This is a genomic window from Paenibacillus sp. WLX2291, assembly GCF_046603665.1.
In the GTDB taxonomy this organism is placed as follows: Bacteria; Bacillota; Bacilli; order Paenibacillales; family Paenibacillaceae; genus Saccharibacillus.
Genome location: NZ_CP176755.1, coordinates 1,013,841 through 1,031,069 on the forward strand (window position 1 = coordinate 1,013,841; position 17,229 = coordinate 1,031,069).

At 44.9% G+C, this 17,229-nt stretch carries 15 protein-coding genes; 13 read left to right on the top strand and 2 right to left on the bottom strand.

Annotation, left to right across the window (positions count from 1 at the left end; translation table 11 throughout):
• Positions 1 to 15: 15 nt before the first annotated feature.
• Complete coding sequence (locus ACDE64_RS04465; protein ID WP_411349118.1) at positions 16 to 759, bottom strand: MarR family transcriptional regulator; 744 nt, start codon at positions 757 to 759, stop codon at positions 16 to 18.
• Between the two features lie 1,248 nt (positions 760 to 2,007).
• Between ACDE64_RS04465 and nrdI the strand changes: the two genes are divergently transcribed.
• The 6 genes from nrdI to ACDE64_RS04495 all read left to right on the top strand — a co-directional run bounded on the left by nrdI (position 2,008) and on the right by ACDE64_RS04495 (position 7,741).
• Positions 2,008 to 2,376 (top strand): class Ib ribonucleoside-diphosphate reductase assembly flavoprotein NrdI, encoded by a 369-nt coding sequence (gene nrdI, locus ACDE64_RS04470; RefSeq protein ID WP_411349119.1) that lies wholly within the window; start codon positions 2,008 to 2,010, stop codon positions 2,374 to 2,376.
• Entirely contained in the window at positions 2,363 to 4,447 is a 2,085-nt protein-coding gene (gene nrdE / locus ACDE64_RS04475; protein WP_411345289.1) for a class 1b ribonucleoside-diphosphate reductase subunit alpha, read from the top strand. Before nrdI ends, nrdE begins: the two co-directional genes overlap by 14 nt.
• Positions 4,448 to 4,521: 74 nt before the next feature.
• Positions 4,522 to 4,989, top strand: coding sequence for a VOC family protein (locus ACDE64_RS04480; protein ID WP_411349120.1), 468 nt, complete (start codon positions 4,522 to 4,524; stop codon positions 4,987 to 4,989).
• A gap of 368 nt (positions 4,990 to 5,357) precedes the next feature.
• Positions 5,358 to 6,326, top strand: a complete 969-nt coding sequence (nrdF, locus tag ACDE64_RS04485; protein ID WP_411345291.1) for a class 1b ribonucleoside-diphosphate reductase subunit beta — start codon at positions 5,358 to 5,360, stop codon at positions 6,324 to 6,326.
• Between the two features lie 377 nt (positions 6,327 to 6,703).
• The gene (locus ACDE64_RS04490) at positions 6,704 to 7,390 is read left to right on the top strand and encodes a helix-turn-helix domain-containing protein (RefSeq protein ID WP_411349121.1); all 687 of its coding nucleotides are present in this window, start codon (positions 6,704 to 6,706) and stop codon (positions 7,388 to 7,390) included.
• Positions 7,391 to 7,414: 24 nt separating this feature from the next.
• Positions 7,415 to 7,741, top strand: coding sequence for a thioredoxin family protein (locus tag ACDE64_RS04495; protein ID WP_411349122.1), 327 nt, complete (start codon positions 7,415 to 7,417; stop codon positions 7,739 to 7,741).
• A gap of 78 nt (positions 7,742 to 7,819) precedes the next feature.
• Here ACDE64_RS04495 and ACDE64_RS04500 read toward each other — a convergent pair whose 3' ends face one another.
• Positions 7,820 to 8,260 carry a GNAT family N-acetyltransferase gene (locus tag ACDE64_RS04500; RefSeq protein ID WP_411349123.1) on the bottom strand — a complete coding sequence of 147 codons (441 nt, stop codon included), beginning with the start codon at positions 8,258 to 8,260 and terminating at the stop codon, positions 7,820 to 7,822.
• Positions 8,261 to 8,411: 151 nt separating this feature from the next.
• Between ACDE64_RS04500 and ACDE64_RS04505 the strand changes: the two genes are divergently transcribed.
• From ACDE64_RS04505 to ACDE64_RS04535, 7 genes are all read left to right on the top strand, one after another.
• Positions 8,412 to 8,798, top strand: coding sequence for a GntR family transcriptional regulator (locus ACDE64_RS04505; RefSeq protein WP_411349124.1), 387 nt, complete (start codon positions 8,412 to 8,414; stop codon positions 8,796 to 8,798).
• The gene (locus tag ACDE64_RS04510; protein ID WP_411349125.1) at positions 8,791 to 9,696 is read left to right on the top strand and encodes an ABC transporter ATP-binding protein; all 906 of its coding nucleotides are present in this window, start codon (positions 8,791 to 8,793) and stop codon (positions 9,694 to 9,696) included. Before ACDE64_RS04505 ends, ACDE64_RS04510 begins: the two co-directional genes overlap by 8 nt.
• Positions 9,650 to 11,719 carry a hypothetical protein gene (locus ACDE64_RS04515; RefSeq protein ID WP_411349126.1) on the top strand — a complete coding sequence of 690 codons (2,070 nt, stop codon included), beginning with the start codon at positions 9,650 to 9,652 and terminating at the stop codon, positions 11,717 to 11,719. The genes ACDE64_RS04510 and ACDE64_RS04515 overlap by 47 nt, the downstream gene beginning before the upstream one ends.
• A gap of 487 nt (positions 11,720 to 12,206) precedes the next feature.
• A complete protein-coding gene (locus tag ACDE64_RS04520; RefSeq protein WP_411345299.1) occupies positions 12,207 to 12,929 on the top strand; it encodes a polyphosphate polymerase domain-containing protein in 723 nt (240 codons plus the stop codon).
• A 2-nt stretch (positions 12,930 to 12,931) separates the two neighbouring features.
• Entirely contained in the window at positions 12,932 to 13,669 is a 738-nt protein-coding gene (locus ACDE64_RS04525; protein ID WP_411345300.1) for a DUF4956 domain-containing protein, read from the top strand.
• A 186-nt stretch (positions 13,670 to 13,855) separates the two neighbouring features.
• Positions 13,856 to 15,817, top strand: a complete 1,962-nt coding sequence (locus ACDE64_RS04530) for a CotH kinase family protein (protein ID WP_411349127.1) — start codon at positions 13,856 to 13,858, stop codon at positions 15,815 to 15,817.
• A gap of 435 nt (positions 15,818 to 16,252) precedes the next feature.
• A complete protein-coding gene (locus ACDE64_RS04535; protein ID WP_411349128.1) occupies positions 16,253 to 17,107 on the top strand; it encodes a rhamnogalacturonan acetylesterase in 855 nt (284 codons plus the stop codon).
• Positions 17,108 to 17,229: the final 122 nt, after the last annotated feature.

A 17,229-nucleotide genomic window follows, 5' to 3' on the forward strand; every position in this document is an offset into this window, starting at 1 on the left:
CCAAAGCTATATTGCTCAATAACTGAGAAAACGAGGTTTCGTCTTCGGTGTCTTGCGCTTATCTGGCGTGTGCGATTGATCCTGCTGCGTTGTCGCTTCATGCGAAGGAGGTGTCGTTTGGTCTGCTGCATCCAGCTGTTGCTGATCCGGTGTCGCTGTATAGTTGCCAGTACCAGCTGTATCTTTTCCAGTTGGATGAGAACTTGCTGCCTGCGTCGAGCCCGTCTGTGTAGCCGAAGCAGACATAGATGCCACTTCTGCCACTTGTGTGTCTACCTCGTCCTGCTGACCATTGGCTGCTGCCAGCTCCAGAATCGCCTGTGAAAAGCCATTCAGTCGCTCGGTCATCTCACGGTACAGCGCAATCTGCTGTTGCAGCTCCTCCTGACTATGTTCGCCAAAGAGGAGCGTCGTACACGCCGCACCGATATTGCGATGTCGTTCATAGAAGGCGTGACCTTGCTCCGTTACCGTCAGTAGCACCGTACGACGATCTTCCGGCAATCGTCGACGAATCGCGAGTTGCCGTTTCTCCAGCTTGTCACTTACCGCTGTAATCGCCCCGGACGTAAAATCCAGCTCATCCGCCAGATCGCCGAGCCGCTGCTCACCATCCTCGATAATCTTGTGCAAAATAAACATTCCCGGTAGCGTAATGCCATCAATCGTAATCCGATCACGCTCTTTCACAAACTTGCGCACCATTTTGCGGAAATACCAATCCGCCTCCGCCAGCAATTCAAAATCCGATTGTGTCATGACGAGATATCCTCCTATATATTGATCGCTAACGAACATCCGTAGTAGATGGAGTAGAGCCTTATTGGAGATTGTACAAGTACAGCAATAACAAAGTGAATATCATTCAACGATAATTAAATGAACGTTAAACAAATGAATATTAAAATAATGAGTCATGAAGGATTGAACACAGTGTATGATCAATTATTCCGGGTTGTAAAGTAGGTTTTAGATGAGGAACGCACCTTGTACCGTACTCATAAAAATAATCTATACATCGATCCAGCCGTATACCGCCTACCTTCGCGCACTTAGTACAGCACCAAAATAAACACATAACAAACGTCCTATCAAATATTTTGATTCCAGTGTTTGCGCCCTTCAAACACGGGGTTCAATGAAAAGTGATTTTTGCGAGAGCAAAATATCTTACTGCTCCAGTGTTTGCGCCCTCCAAACACGGGGTTCAATAAAAAGTGATTTTTGCATCAGCAAAATATCTTACCTACTACCAATGTTTGTGCTCGCAATCCTACAATCATGACTTCTATAGAAGAAACGTGACTCGCCATGCTGACTTCTCAATATCTTTTTCACAAATACAACATCTCTCATCGCAAAATGATTGTTTTCATCCTCATCATTTCAAGACAAGCTTCTGAATCCGCTCCCAAATGGCGGTACATTAACAAATCTGCAATTGCAACATTCGCACCGATATGACATCAAGAAATCAAAAAGATTGTTGCAAGCTTTTTCAATTATGAACTTTCTTAAAATGAGGTAAATTTCATTTGCTTTTTTAGATCGAAAGCAGTAAAGTTTTATACTTGAGTGTCCAAAAATGTTATCGTTCCGACTACGTTTCTTGTTCTGGAAATGATAGACAAAACGGTGGAAGGAACAAACCATATATAGTATGTCAAGCAGTTTATTTTTTTGACGACATACCGGCAGTCACAACGATGCATATGTGCCGAATAGTTCTTGTTTTTAAAGGGAAAAGTGCTGCAAATCATCATGTCAGCACTTACGTTTCGTGCTTTCGTACGCTATTGACAACACAATATATAGGGTATACACTCAAAAACATCTCCCATATATTGATGAACGGATGTTTTAGGGGACAATATATGGGTAATGCTTTGTAAGAGCGGCTGACACAGTGGGGAATCAGCAATTCAGCGGGTTGTTACCGGTGATGAGGAAGCTGAGCTGTACAGCACACCTATACTACATATTGAGTTGAAAAGGAGATGTCATCCCATGCTGATTGCGTACGATTCCAAGACGGGCAATGTACGGCGGTTTATCGGAAAATTGAAACATGCATCAGTGCAGGCGGTACAGATTGAAGAAGCGCTACAACTGAATGAACCTTTTGTATTGGTCACCTACACGACTGGCTTCGGTCAGATTCCGGAACGGGTGACTCATTTTCTGGAAAGAAACCATAACCGTATGCTCGGCGTAGCAGCGAGCGGCAATCGCAACTGGGGTGACAACTTTGGCAAAAGCGCTGATCTGATCTCAGCACTTTACAACGTTCCCGTCGTATACAAATTTGAACTGTCCGGCACGACAGGAGATGCACAACGATTCGTACAGGAGGTAGAAAAAATTGCGGCATATTGAATTGAACAACCTATTAATGCAACGCGACGATAACGGTTTTTTCCGTTTGGATAAAGATAAAGAAGCGGTTCTGGAATATATGAAGGAAGTTGACGAGAAGAGCATGAGCTTCGCGGACACAACGTCCAAAGTACGCTACATGATCGACAACGACTATTATGAGGATATGTACCTCCACTATGGTGCACAAGATGTAGAAGAGGTGTACGAGATTACACACAGCTACAACTTCCAATTTCCTTCCTATATGGCAGCCTCCAAATTCTACAAAGACTATGCGGTAAAAACGAACGATCGCGCACAATATCTGGAGCATTATGCAGATCGTGTCGCTGTTGTGGCTCTGCATCTCGGTCGCGGTAACGCCGACAATGCCAAGACGCTGGCACGTTCCATGATGGAGCAGCGTCTGCAACCGGCAACCCCGACATTCCTGAATGCTGGGAAAAGTCGTCGCGGTGAGATGGTATCGTGCTTCCTGCTGGAAATGGACGATTCCCTCAATTCGATCAACTATGTACTGAACACATGCATGCAGCTGTCCAAAATCGGCGGCGGTGTAGCGGTCAACCTCTCCAAGCTGCGCGGACGCGGCGAGCCGATCAAAGGCGTGGAAGGTGCAGCCAAAGGCATCATGCCAGTACTGAAGCTGATGGAAGATGCATTCTCCTATGCCGATCAAATGGGTCAACGTAAAGGCTCTGGTGCTGCATACTACAACATCTTCGGCTGGGATATCCTAGAGTTCCTCGATAGTAAAAAGATCAACGCCGACGAGCGTACGCGTCTGAAAACACTGTCGATCGGACTGATCGTGCCTAACCGTTTCTACAAACTGGCGGCGGACAACGAACTGCTGCACGTATTCGCTCCATATAGCGTATACAAAGCATACGGCAAACATCTGGACGATATGAACATCGACGAGATGTACGATACACTGCTGGCAGATGATCGTGTGAAAAAGAAAGTCATCATGAGCGCACGCGATATGCTGACTAAGATTGCAAGTATCCAGCTGGAATCCGGCTATCCTTATATTATGAACAAAAGTAATGCCAACAAATTCCACGCGCTGAACAGTATCGGTTCGGTGAAAATGTCCAACCTGTGCACCGAGATTTTCCAATTGCAGGAGACAACCGAAATTAAAGATTACGGCGTAGACGATATCATCCGCCGCGATATTAGCTGTAACCTCGGTTCCCTGAATATCGTTAACGTGATGGAGCTAGGCAAAATCCGCGAATCCGTACACGAAGGCATCATGGGTCTGACCGCTGTCAGCGATATGACCAACATTGCGAATGCACCGGGCGTAGCCAAAGCAAACCGTGAGATGCGTTCTGTCGGTCTTGGCGTCATGAACCTGCATGGCTATCTGGCGAAGAACAAAATCGCTTATGAAAGTGACGAAGCCAAAGATTTCGTTCGTACATTCTTCATGATGATGAACTTCTACTCGTTGGAGAAAAGTATGGAGATCGCGCGCGAAGCTGGTCAAACGTTCATGGATTTTGAGAAATCCGACTATGCTAGCGGCGTCTACTTCGACCGTTACCTGTCTACTGACTACCGTCCAACGACAGCACGCGTACAACAATTGTTCGGTAGCATGACTATCCCTACACCAGCTGACTGGCAAAACCTCAAAGCTGATGTAATGAAACACGGTCTGTACCATGCGTACCGTCTGGCAATTGCGCCGACCGCAAGCATTTCGTACATCCAAAATGCGACTTCCAGCGTAATGCCAATCGTTGAACAAATTGAGACTCGCACGTATGCGAACTCGACAACATACTACCCAATGCCGTATATGCAGCAAGATAACTTCTTCTATTACAAATCCGCGTATCAGATGGATCAGTTCAAAGTACTGGATCTGATTGCAGAAGTTCAGCAGCATGTGGATCAAGGTATTTCGACTGTTCTGCACGTAAGCAGTGATGTAACGACACGCCAGCTGGCACGTTACTACCTGTATGCAGCGCAAAAAGGTCTGAAATCCCTGTACTACACACGTACGAAGCGTCTGACTGTAGAAGAGTGCATTAGCTGCTCGATCTAATCTATGAATGAGTAATTCGCCGGTAGGATAGACAACAAGCTACCCGTATCATACCGACAGAAAGTGTGCATACTATGATACAAGGTATTTTTGAAACGCATATCAATGTAAGTGATGTACAAGCGTCCGCCCGGTTTTATGAACAACTGCCGGGCGTTACTCTTTTGCATAATGATACGCAGCGCAAAAGCCGTTTTTACTGGATCGGTCAGCCGGGGACTTCCATGTTGGGCATCCGTGAAAACTATCCGTCTCCGCTCGTACAGCGCCAGCATTTTGCGTTCACCACGGATGTGGAGACACTGTATACCGCTGCGGACGAGCTTGCTCGATTGGGCATTGCTGCCCAGAATTTTTACGGTGAACCGGTGCAGGATGTCGGTGAACTGATTGTTTTTCCATTTATGCCTGCGGTTTCGATCTATTTTGCCGATCCCGACGGTCATTCACTCGAACTGATTGCTATGCTGCCGCATCCGGCACGACCGGAGCAGCCGCTAATGACATGGGATGAGTGGAACCAACGGCAAGCTCAACAATGAGCAAGGAACGAAGGTTTGGATAGGTCAATGGCTGAATCCATATCATGATTGCATTTCAATACAGCTTGCATTAGATGCACCTCACGGGCATTCACGCTCAAGGCTTCTTTTGCAGGCTGTCCTTATGCTGCGCGCAATATGTTACGCGTCAGTCGCCTACATTATTGTTCGTCATTCGCTGTGCTGTATCCGGCAGTTGTGCATTCGTACATAACGGTTCACCGTCCGATTCGGGCAGACACGATATGACATTTATGCTTATAGATGATGTGAAATGAATGAATTCAAGCAAGACTGTATGGAGATATTGTACAGGATATATCGCTGGATCTTGTGAGCCAGCCTATTACGAAAGGGGCATACAACCGATGAGTGAGCCAATCAAAGCGGTAAACTGGAACCGTCCAGACGACGATTTTACAATGATGTTCTGGAACCAGAATATTATGCAGTTCTGGACGGATGACGAGATTCCATTATCCGACGACAAAATGTCTTGGATTCAGCTGACCGACGCCGAGCGCGAAACGTACATGAAAGTACTGGGCGGTCTGACCCTGCTGGATACGATTCAAGGCGGCATCGGCATGCCGCAAATTCTGGAGCATGTAGACGGTCTGCAACGCAAAGCCGTACTTGGCTTTATGGCGATGATGGAGCAAATCCATGCCAAATCGTACAGCAGTATCTTCACAACGCTATCCTCGACCGAAGAGATCGACAACATCTTCAAATGGGTCGAAGAGCATCCGCGCCTGCAACGCAAAGCGGAAACGATCCGTCAGTATTATACCAATATCAACTCACCCAAAGAGCTGTTCTTGGCGATGTCTGCATCGGTTTTGTTAGAGAGCTATCTGTTCTACAGCGGCTTCTTCTACCCGCTCTATCTGGCAGGTCAGGGCAAAATGACATGCAGCGGCGAGATCATTGACCTGATCCTGCGCGACGAAAGTATCCACGGCGTATACGTGGGTGTACTGGCGCAAGAGATCTACAACGATCTGGACGAAGACGAGCAAAAAGATGCATACGAGACGCTGGAAGGGCTTTTCCGTTATCTGCATGAGAACGAAGAAGGCTACACGGCGGAAGTATACGACACGCTTGGTCTGACGGAAGAAGTGAATGTATTCCTGCGTTACAATGCGAACAAAGCGTTCATGAACTTGGGCTTTGACCCATTGTTCCCGGACGAAGAAGTCAATCCAATCGTGTTCAACGGTATCAGTACCCACACGAAGCAGCATGACTTTTTCTCCAAAAAAGGTAATGGCTATGTGCGCGCGATCAACGTAGAACGTCTAACTGATGAAGACTTCAAATTCGATTTCTAAGCCAGTCAAACAGAAACAATCACGTTCCAACCTAAACAAAACATCACCGCCAGCCGATAAATATAAAGCCGGTTACAAAGAAAAGGCGTAGAGATGTATAGAGAGATAAAATAGAGATATACAAAGGTTTGTATTGCAAAAGGGGATTTAGAGAAGGCTGCTTTGCCACGCAGGGGTGCGATGGCAAAGCAGCCTTCTTACGTATGTACTGTTTGCATGAATAATTACTGCTACGATGGAATTCAACCGACTCAACTATTGGTTGAGTTAAAGGATTCAACGGATAGGCGATGTTCAGTTAACTCTGTTTTACATATGATTAAGTGGAAGTGCAGGCATGGCATTTTACAAACTTAACTGATGAAAGGATGATTACGATGGAAATTTTTGAATCACGCAAAGATCATATACTTTCAGAGCAATTGCTACGCCTGCGTAAACAGCATCACATGACTCAGGAAATGCTGGCAGAACGTTTAGGTGTTACTTTTCAAGCAGTTAGCAAATGGGAGAATGGGAATAGTTACCCAGATATTATGTTGCTACCGCATATTGCTGATGTGTTTGGCGTTACACTGGATGAATTGTTTGGACGCTGCTCTACTGAATCAGTCTTGATAGCCGATGCAGAGAATACTGTATATCAAGAGCAAGAATCGACATTTAAACAAGACATACCTTTTCAGGCATCATATGACGTCCATGATCATAGGAATGCAGCAAATGTAGACTGGCCAGATGACCAACTATTACGCATCGTCATGTATCGCGGTCAGCAATTGCTAGATGAGCAGCATGTCAAAAATAGCGAAGTTATTGTGCATTACCGAGGAGAGCCTCTAAATGTATATAGTCATTTATCGATCCAATGCGGAGATGTACTAGGTAGCGTAGATGCGGGTACACATTTACAATGCAAAGATATTCACGGTAATGCTTCAGCTGGCAGTGATTTGTATGCGGATGACGTATTTGGAAATGTGCAAGGCGGGCGTGATGTGCAATGTAAAGATGTTACTGGAAGCGTCATTGCAGGTCGCGACCTAGTTTCAAGAAAAGAATAAGATCTGAGGAAAAAGGAGAACGATATGCAATCATTCAACTGCGCTGCACAGATTGACCAGCTGCTGCAATCCAGTCTGCTCACTATCATGCTGTTTAAAACGAAACATTGCAGCGTTTGTGAAGCGGTACAACCGCAGTTGGTTACGCATTTGCAGCAATATCCACATATCGGCAGTGGATATCTGTATATGGAAGATGCACCGGAATTGGCTTCGGCGTATATGATTTTCACTTCGCCGGTCGTATTGCTGTTTTACGAGGGCGAGGAAGTGTATCGTGCAGCTCGGTTTATCCGTTTTGCCGAGTTGGATCAACAGCTGCAACGGTACAGTTCGTTGTTGGATAGCTAATGAATGTGCTGGAGACTAGTGGATTTATTCGATCACTACGATCTGTTGGTACAGTAATAGGCCTAACGATTATCGGATCTAAAGCATCCGCTCCATAATCACATACGCTTTGCCGCCTTTTTGAAAAGTTTCCGCTGTAGGACGCAATCCGAACGTTTCATAAAAGGCGGCTTTTTCCGTGCGTGCATTGCAATACAGCCGTGATATACCCAGACGTTCCGATTCCTGCACGACAAAGGCAAGCAACTGACTGCCATAGCCGCGCCCCTGACATTCGGTTCGAGTAGCGAATTTGCGAAATTGAGCTTCGTTGCCATTTACAAATAGCGAAATGACGGACACCGGATGATCATTGGACTCCTCTGTAAATAAACCATAATGAGTACCGGATGCATCATCTGCCAGCTTCACATAATCCAGCTCGCGATCTGGCCACATCACCTCGTGACGCAGCTGCCACACCTGTTCTACGGGTACCACCTGAATACGAGTTGAATGGGAATTGGAACGGTTATACATGAAAAAACTCCTTCGTTTGCACAGAATATATTGAGTGTACAATGCACTGTCATCTCATTCAACATCCATTTCATGGTAAAAATAGATTGACATATCAAATCAACTGTACTAATAATAGTAATACAGTTAGTACAGTGAAAGGAGGCAGAGTATGTTTGAATTGGATATACGCAGCCGCAAGCCCATTTACGAACAACTGATGGACAAAATCAAAGAGCTGATCGTATACGGCGTACTCAAGCCGGATGAGCAATTGCCATCCGTGCGTTCACTGTCCACCCAGCTCACGGTCAATCCGAACACGATTCAGAAGGCGTACCGGGAGCTGGAGCGGGAAGGCTACATTTATTCACAAGCCGGGAAAGGCAGCTTTGTCTCGCCAGCTCAGCATCAGCCCAATGCGGCACAGATGGAAGAGATGAGGGGGAAACTGTTAAAACTGTTTGCCGAAGCAATTTATCTTGGTTTTACGCAAGAGGAGATGGACAATTTATACCAGCAGGCGATGGAAGAACAGAGGAGGGAGCAGGATGATTGAGATCAGCGGACTTCATAAGAAGTTTGAGGAAGAAGCAGCGGTACAGGATATTAGCTTGGCCGTACATAAAGGTTCGATTTTTGGTCTACTTGGCTCCAACGGTGCAGGCAAGACGACATTATTGAAAATGCTGGCGGGCATTTATCGCCCGGATCGCGGTAGCATTACACTGGATGGTCAGCCGGTGTATGAGCATCCGGCAAGTAAACAGCGCATGATCTTTTTAGCGGATCAGCCCTACTTTTTTGCGCAAACAAGCATTACGCAGATGGCAACATTTTACCGCTCCACGTATACCAGTTGGAGCGAGGAACGGTTTCAGCAATTGGCACCGGCATTTGCCAGCATCAGCCCCAAACGCAAATTGCATCGTATGTCCAAAGGCATGCAGCGGCAAGCATCGTTATGGCTCGCTCTTAGCTGTAAGCCAGATGTATTGATTCTGGATGAACCGATTGACGGACTTGATCCGGTAATGCGCCGACAGGTAAAAAATCTTCTATTCCAAGAGGTCGCCGAACGAGGGCTGACCGTTGTCATCTCATCGCATAATCTGCGCGAGATTGAGGATATGTGCGATCATGTCGGCATTATGCACGAAGGACGTTTATTGCTGGAAAAAGAACTGGATGACCTCAAATCTGATACACACAAAATCCAAGTCGCTTTCCGCGATGAGCATCATCAACAGGCGATTGGCGGATTGCTGGACATTGTCCATCGTGAACAGCGCGGAAGTGTAGGCACGTATATTATCAAAGGCACGGTGGAGCGGATTACCGAAGTGGTGCAGGTGTACCAGCCGTATGTGTTTGATGTACTGCCGATGACGCTGGAGGAGATCTTTATTTATGAAATGGGGGATGCCGGTTATGACGCACACATCATACTTCTTTAATCGGGGCATCTGGTGGTATGCTTTCAGACAAACAGGCTGGTTGGCAGCATTGTACTGGGTTGCGCTTATTATGGTCTTGCCATTCCGTTTGATTAATAAAGAAAACAATATTAATACAATCAATGCAGGGGTCTCTACAGTCAATCATTTATATGAATATGATATATCTGGCGATTGGCAAACTGCTGTTTTGATCGTATTCCCATGTTTAATTGCAGTATTTTTGACGCGTTATATGCAGCATCGTAAGTCTAATGACCTCTTCCATAGCTTGCCTGTAAAACGGCACCATTTGCTGTCGGTTCATCTGATCGTGGGAATGATTATGCTAAGTGTTCCCGTCTGGTTGACGGGATTGATTTTATGGCTGATGCGTTTTAGTCTCAAACACATATATTTTGGAAATGTACAGATCATCGAATGGATAGTTTCTACCAATGTAATCATGCTACTTCTTTTTTCTTTTACTATGTTAATCGGTATTTGCGTTGGACAGTCGATTTTGCAGCTTATTGTAACCGGAGGACTGTTGTATTTACCTTCTGTTTTGTCCAATTTGTTTGATCTTCATTTCAAAATGTTTTTGTATGGTTATGTGGGAAATAATATATTTCACGATAGCCCGGCATTTTGGTCGCCTATATACCGAATTAGCAATCTGAATTATTGGGCATTGGAAGCGCGCGAAGGCTGGATGTATGTATTGTGGTCGATTCTGTTTGTTTTATTAAGCTACTGGTTATATCGTATGCGACCAGCAGAAAGTGCTAGCGTTTCTATCGTATTCCGGTATTTCAATCCGCTCTTCCAATTTGGCATGACACTGACGATTTCTTTAATGATTGGTATTCTTTGTAAAAGCCTGATTGTATCTAAACCAATGATTGTAATGGGGGGATACATAATCGGAGCTATTATTGGTAGTATAGTTGCTGATATGATTATTCGAAGAACTTGGCAAATAGCAGATAAATATATGCTTAAGCAATTAAGTATATATGGAGTACTGACATTACTTGTATTGTTTTTTTCGGTATCAAGTTTAAATGGTTTCGCATCCAGAGTACCGGAAGAAAACAATATTCAGAGTGTATTTGTAGGAAGCGATTTGCAAATGGATCTATATTCATTTGAACGGGCAACAAATGGAACGAATATCTCTCAGCAGTTAAATTCAAATGTATTTTCCAATGATCATTCTTATATTGAAGCAGTTATTGACCTACATCGTATTCTTGAACAAATGCGACCTAACGAGAATATAGGTGAACAAGATATATATCACTTAGGTAATGATCAACAATATATTCAGATTGCATATCAACTGAAAGATGGAGAATTATTGACTCGCAAATACTCATTCTCATTTGATGAATACAAAGCCTATATTTTACCTGTAATTAATCAATTTTCGTATAAAAGAAGTTATTACTCACTAGATGAATTAGAATCTTATTCTGAGAATATACAAGTTGTAAATCCTGATCTAGTTAGAACAGCTAATAATGGAATTATCGCTACTGTCGATAATCCAAAAGAAATCAAAGAACTTAAAGCATTAATTATTGAGCAGATGGAAAATATAAATGATCCTTGGCATCATGTGGTTCTTGGAAATAGCCTAGATTTCCAAATTAGTATACCTGACGGTTCACCGGGAAGCTATGTTATAAAAACATACTCATGGAGTCCTGATAATAAAAAGTTATACAAGTGGCTAAAATCTAAAAATTTACTTTCTGATGCGACATCAATACAAAACATCCAAGCTATCCGTTTATTGCCAACATCAATATCCAATAATATTGGATACGATGAGCTATTTGAGCAAAATAAATCAAAAGTAACAACGATAACAAATCCTGTTCTTATCAAAAATTTACTCGATCATAGCGAATCGAATTACAGAGAAATTGATGATAGTTACATTCTGCAACTTGAATTTAAATCCAAAATTAAAGCGTATCGCCAGTTAAGAAGTGCCGATATTACACCAGAGTTATACTCTATCATATCGCGCTAATTATTATAACTGGAGGGACAGGTTAGTAATTAATTGCTCTAAATAAAAACAAATTAGCCATAATCCAATAACGATTCGCCCCAAATATCATAACTAGCAAAACCAAAGCAACAAACTATAACAGCAATACATCCAAGCAACAAACCCAGCCCCACCCTCCCACCCTGTCCCTACCTCACCCGAAAAGCCCTGCTGTCTCGCCAACAACGAGCAGCAGGGCTTTTCCCTATGCTCTATTACACGATTTTCCCACCACATTCTCCGCCCCTCTCTTTACAAGCCATTCTATCCCATAGTCCCATCCTTCCAGCCCAACAATTTTTCAGATCTTTATCTAATTTTACAAATCTGTTCATAAAGAGTTCAAAATACCTATTTATAATCAGAATTGTTAACGGGATGTAAAATCTACGTAAAATACAATCCCGACTGGACAAGCGGCGACTGCTCATTTCAAAGCAGTTGAAACGGGAAAGGAGAACAACAGGTGTACTATCCCCGAACGGATTTGCAGTATCGTCATGAACTGAAGCATTACGTCAATTATCATCAGTATTTTATGATTCGCCAGCGGCTCAAAGGCATTCTCAAGCAAGATACCAATGCCAATGAAGCCGGAGAATATTTGATTCGCAGCCTTTACTTTGATGATGTAAACAACACAGCACTGCATGAGAAGCAGGGCGGTGTGCGCGACCGTGTGAAATACCGGATTCGCATTTACAACGGCAGCGACCGTATTATCCATTTTGAGAAGAAGATCAAAATGAACGAATACATCGCCAAAGTAAAAGAGTCCATTACTCGCGAAATGTACGACGAGATGCTGAAAGGCAACTACGAAGTATTCAATATTCCGGAAAAACCGCTATTGTATGAAATTTATCATGCAGCCAACAATGTGCTGCTTCGTCCCAAAGTCATCGTCGATTATGTGCGTGAGGCGTACACATCGCCACTGGGCAATGTGCGCATTACCTTCGATAAGTATCTGAAAACCGGGCTGAACAATGTGGACATTTTTGATCCGCAGCTCGCCATGGTAGATGCGATCGACAACAAGCATTTTGTGCTAGAAGTGAAGTACGACGAGTATTTGCCTGATTACATCAAGACGGCATTACAGCTCGAAGGACTGATCCGGCAATCGAATTCCAAATACGTCATTTGTCGCAAGCTCGGCAAAGAAAACAACTGGGAGGACCAATAAACATGGCAACAACGACAACCGTCGCAGCAGCGGCAGCGAATAATACTACAGATTCCACCACAGCAACAAACTTCTCCGATATCGTCAAAAATTCGGTACTGGAGAGCTTCTCCACCGATATCAGCATCACGCATATCCTGCTCACAATGGGCATTTCCTTTTTGATCGGACTGTTTATTTATTTCCTGTACAAACGCGTTTTCAGCGGCGTACTGTATTCCAAAAGCTTCAACATTTCCCTCGTCGGTATGGTACTCGTTACGTCGATGGTCATCATCGCGATTAATTCCAACCTCGTGCTCTCGCTCGGTATGGTCGGTGCATTGAGTATCGTTCGTTTCCGTACGCCGATCAAAGACCCGACTGACCTTATCTTCCTGTTCTGGGCAGCAGCAGCCGGTATCGTAACCGGTGCAGGTTTCTACACGCTGTCGATCATCGGTTCGATCATCGTCGGTATCGTTATGTTCCTGTTTATCAAAGGCTCTTCATTCGAAACGCCGTACTTGCTCGTTGTGAATGCACAAGGCGATGAAGCGGAGAAAACGGTCAACAGCAAGCTGGATTCCCTCGTAAAACGTCACAATGTTAGACAGAAAACAATCACTGCCGACAATATCGAGATGACAATCGAAGTTCGTCTGAAAAACAACGAGCCTACATTTGTTAACGAAATTAGCCGCATCAGTGGTGTGAAGAATGCTGTTCTGATCAGCTACAATGGCGACTACGTATCCTAATATCCATCGCAACAATTGAAAATAACAGGATAAGCGCACGGTCATTCGTTAGCAATTTGCGTAACGATACTGTAGCTTATCCATGAACTGAATGAATGTCGTGAAGATTCCCTGTAGCTATCGTCAATGGATACAGGGAATCTCATGTTATGAACGTATATCCATCTTAAAACTGGCGGTGATCTAGTGAAGTGGGCATTAAAAGTAACGCTTGCGTTCAGCCTGTGCATGGCCGCGGTACCGTGGTCATCCCTGCAACAAGCGAATGCAGCAACAGAAACAGAGCAAGCGGAGCAATCGTCCAATGTATTTATAGAAGATAAAGTGGTCGATGTGAAGATTACCATTGACTCCGATGATTTTCAGGATATTCTGGACAATGCAGCTGATGAGAAATATTACGGTGCAACCGTCGATTATAACGGCAAAGTGCTGAACAATGTCGGTATCCGTGCCAAAGGTAATCTATCGTTGCGCAGTGTTGTGCAGATGGATGATTCCGACCGCTACAGCTTCAAGCTGAGCTTTGACCAGTACATTTCTGGACAAAATCTGTATGGTTTGGACAAAATCAATCTGAACAATGGCTACAGTGACGCCAGCTATATGCGTGAGTTCTTGGCATATGAACTGTCCGAAATGCTTGGCTTGCCAACACCGAAGCATTCCTTTGTCCGCGTCTATGTGAATGGCGAATACAAAGGGCTGTATCTGGCGGTAGAGCAAGTGGACGAGTCGTTTATCGACAGTCATTATACCGATACAACCGGTACATTGTACAAAGGCATCATGACTGGTAGCGGTAGTGATCTGCAATGGATCGACGACGATGCTGACTCCTATACTGGCTTGGAAGTGAAAACCGATAAGCAGGATAAGGATGCACTCATCAACATGCTGGACAAGCTGAACAATGATGCGACCACACCGTATACCGATTATCTTGATGTGGACAGCATTTTGGAATATCTGACCTTGAACGTAGTGACGAATAATACCGACAGCTACATCGGGCAGAACAAGCAGAACTATTATCTGTATGAGCACGGCGGCATCTTTAGTATGATTCCATGGGATTACAATATGGCGTTTGGCGGTCTTGGCGGTGGAGGCGGCATGGGCGGAGGCGGTGGTTTCCCTGGCGGAGACGCAGACGACCGTACTGACAACGGTGCCGACAACACCAATGCACAAACCAATACCAACGGTCAAAATGCAGCCGATACGAATAACGCTGCAAATACAACGAACAATACCCAGTCGACTGGTAACGCAGCAACCAACGGTAATACTGCCGCAGCCGATACGACTGCTCAACAAAAAACAGATAATACCGCAGCAGGCAATACAACCGATGCTGCGAAAACGAACAATGCAACGAATAACACGAACACAGCCAATAATAATACGACTGCAACTAATGGCGACAATGCCAACACAACAAATGATGCCAACACAAATGCAGCGAACGGTGATAACGCGAACGCGGCAAATGGTAACAATGCAGCCGAAGGTGACAACGGTGGCGGCAGTTCCAGCTCACTGATGATCGATGAGCCAACGAGTGGTGCACTGGCAGAGCGTCCGCTAGTAGCAAAATTGCTGGCTGTCGACGAATACAAAGCTAAGTACCATGAAATGATCCAGACATCGATCGACAAGTTCCTGAACAACGATACATTCACGGCAAAAGTGAAAGAAATTCAGACCATGATCGCAGCCGATGTCAAAGCCGATCCAACGTCATTCTACACGTACGATGAATTTGAATCCGGCGTGCAATCGCTGATCGATTATAACAAAACGAATATTGAGAATTTGCAAGGTCAATTGGATGGCACAATTGCATCGTCTGGTGACGGCTCCGGCAGCGGGGGCGGCATGGGCGGTGGTGGCGGACAAGGCGGCGGTCCTGGTGGGCAGGGCGGCGACCAACAAAATGGTGGCGGTATGCAACCACCTAGCGGCATGGGCGGAGGCCCTGGCGGTGGTGGACAAGGTGGCGGTCCCGGTGGCGATATGGGTGGCTTCGGTGGCGGTCAGCCAACCGTAAATAGCAGTTCGCAAGCGATGTATACAGCTATAAGTATCGGCGTGCTCGTACTCGCAATGGGCTTCGTCTTGATCTTCCGACGCAAACGCATTTAAGATCTCAAAGCGGAATGATGATACAAATCTCATGATGGCGATTATGGTGATGATACAAGCCGAATGATGCTGGCGATAGTACGTATCCTTTCAGACGTGTAGTCACACAACAAATGAGACAAACATTTACGAAATTGAGTCAATAGACATGATCCATTCCAAAAGAAGGCGGCATTTGTGCTTGCCTTCTTTTTGCTATTGACGCTGTTGATCTTGGAATAAATAAATTCTTATCCTCGTCTCAATCCCAACTCTGGCAGACTGGACATCGTAAAACTATGCGGAAAAATAGCACAACAATACGGAAATTCACACAAACAGCACTGATTTTTAACCAAACACCACGGTTTTGTGAATAACAGCGAATCTAACATCCAGCTATGATGTTTTATGTAAGCGCTTTATAATTTGAGAAAAGAAAGGATGATCTTGCGCATGTCCATGTTGAATCTACGCAAAACCCCTCTTTTCCTGATTGGTCTGTTTACATTGCTTGGCTTTTTGTTTGGAGGGATGTCTGGCACTATCCAAGCATCTTCCGGTCAACCTAACGGTACAACAACAGTCGCCGCACAGCAGGATGCTACTGCCGCTGCTAACGAAACGACAGCGACTGTAACGACCGTCTACTTGGCTGGCGATTCGACCGTTCAAACGTATCGTTCGTCCCAACAACCGCAAGCAGGCTGGGGTCAGATGATAGGTAGCTATTTTGATAGTGGGGTTGTCATTAGTAATCATGCGATTGGTGGACGTAGCTCGCGTTCCTTTATCGAGCAAGGGCGTCTGGATACCATTCTGAATCAGATTCAGCCGGGTGATTATCTGATGATCCAATTTGGACATAATGATGCAGATACGAAGCCGGAGCGCTATACACCGGTGAATGATTACCGCAATTACTTAAAACAATACATTGACGGCGCACGTAGCAAAGGCGCCAATCCCATTCTGGTCACTCCTGTGTCGCGTCGTGATTACGATGCCAATGGACAATTCAAAACGAGTTTCCCCACCTATGTACAAGCGATGAAAGAAGTTGCCGTAGAAACGAACACGCCGCTACTTGATCTGAGCGCCCGTAGCGTCGCATTGTACAATCAGGTCGGTGTAGAAGGCACGAAGTCGATTTTCCTGCATGCCGCTGCTGGCATCTATCCATACTTCCCGGATGGAGTCGCGGATAATACGCATTTCCAAGAACAAGGTGCAGTACGCATCGCCAGTCTAGTTGCTGACGGGATTCGCGATTTGCAGCTGCCGCTGTCTGCGCATCTGTTGCCGCAATGATCGTCATAAAATGCTCATCGAATGTATCTATCATTTTCTATTTTCTACAAAATGGTGTTGTGCAATGAGTACTCATTCGCTAATATAAAATCAGGATCATAGATACGGTATAAGCTTGCATC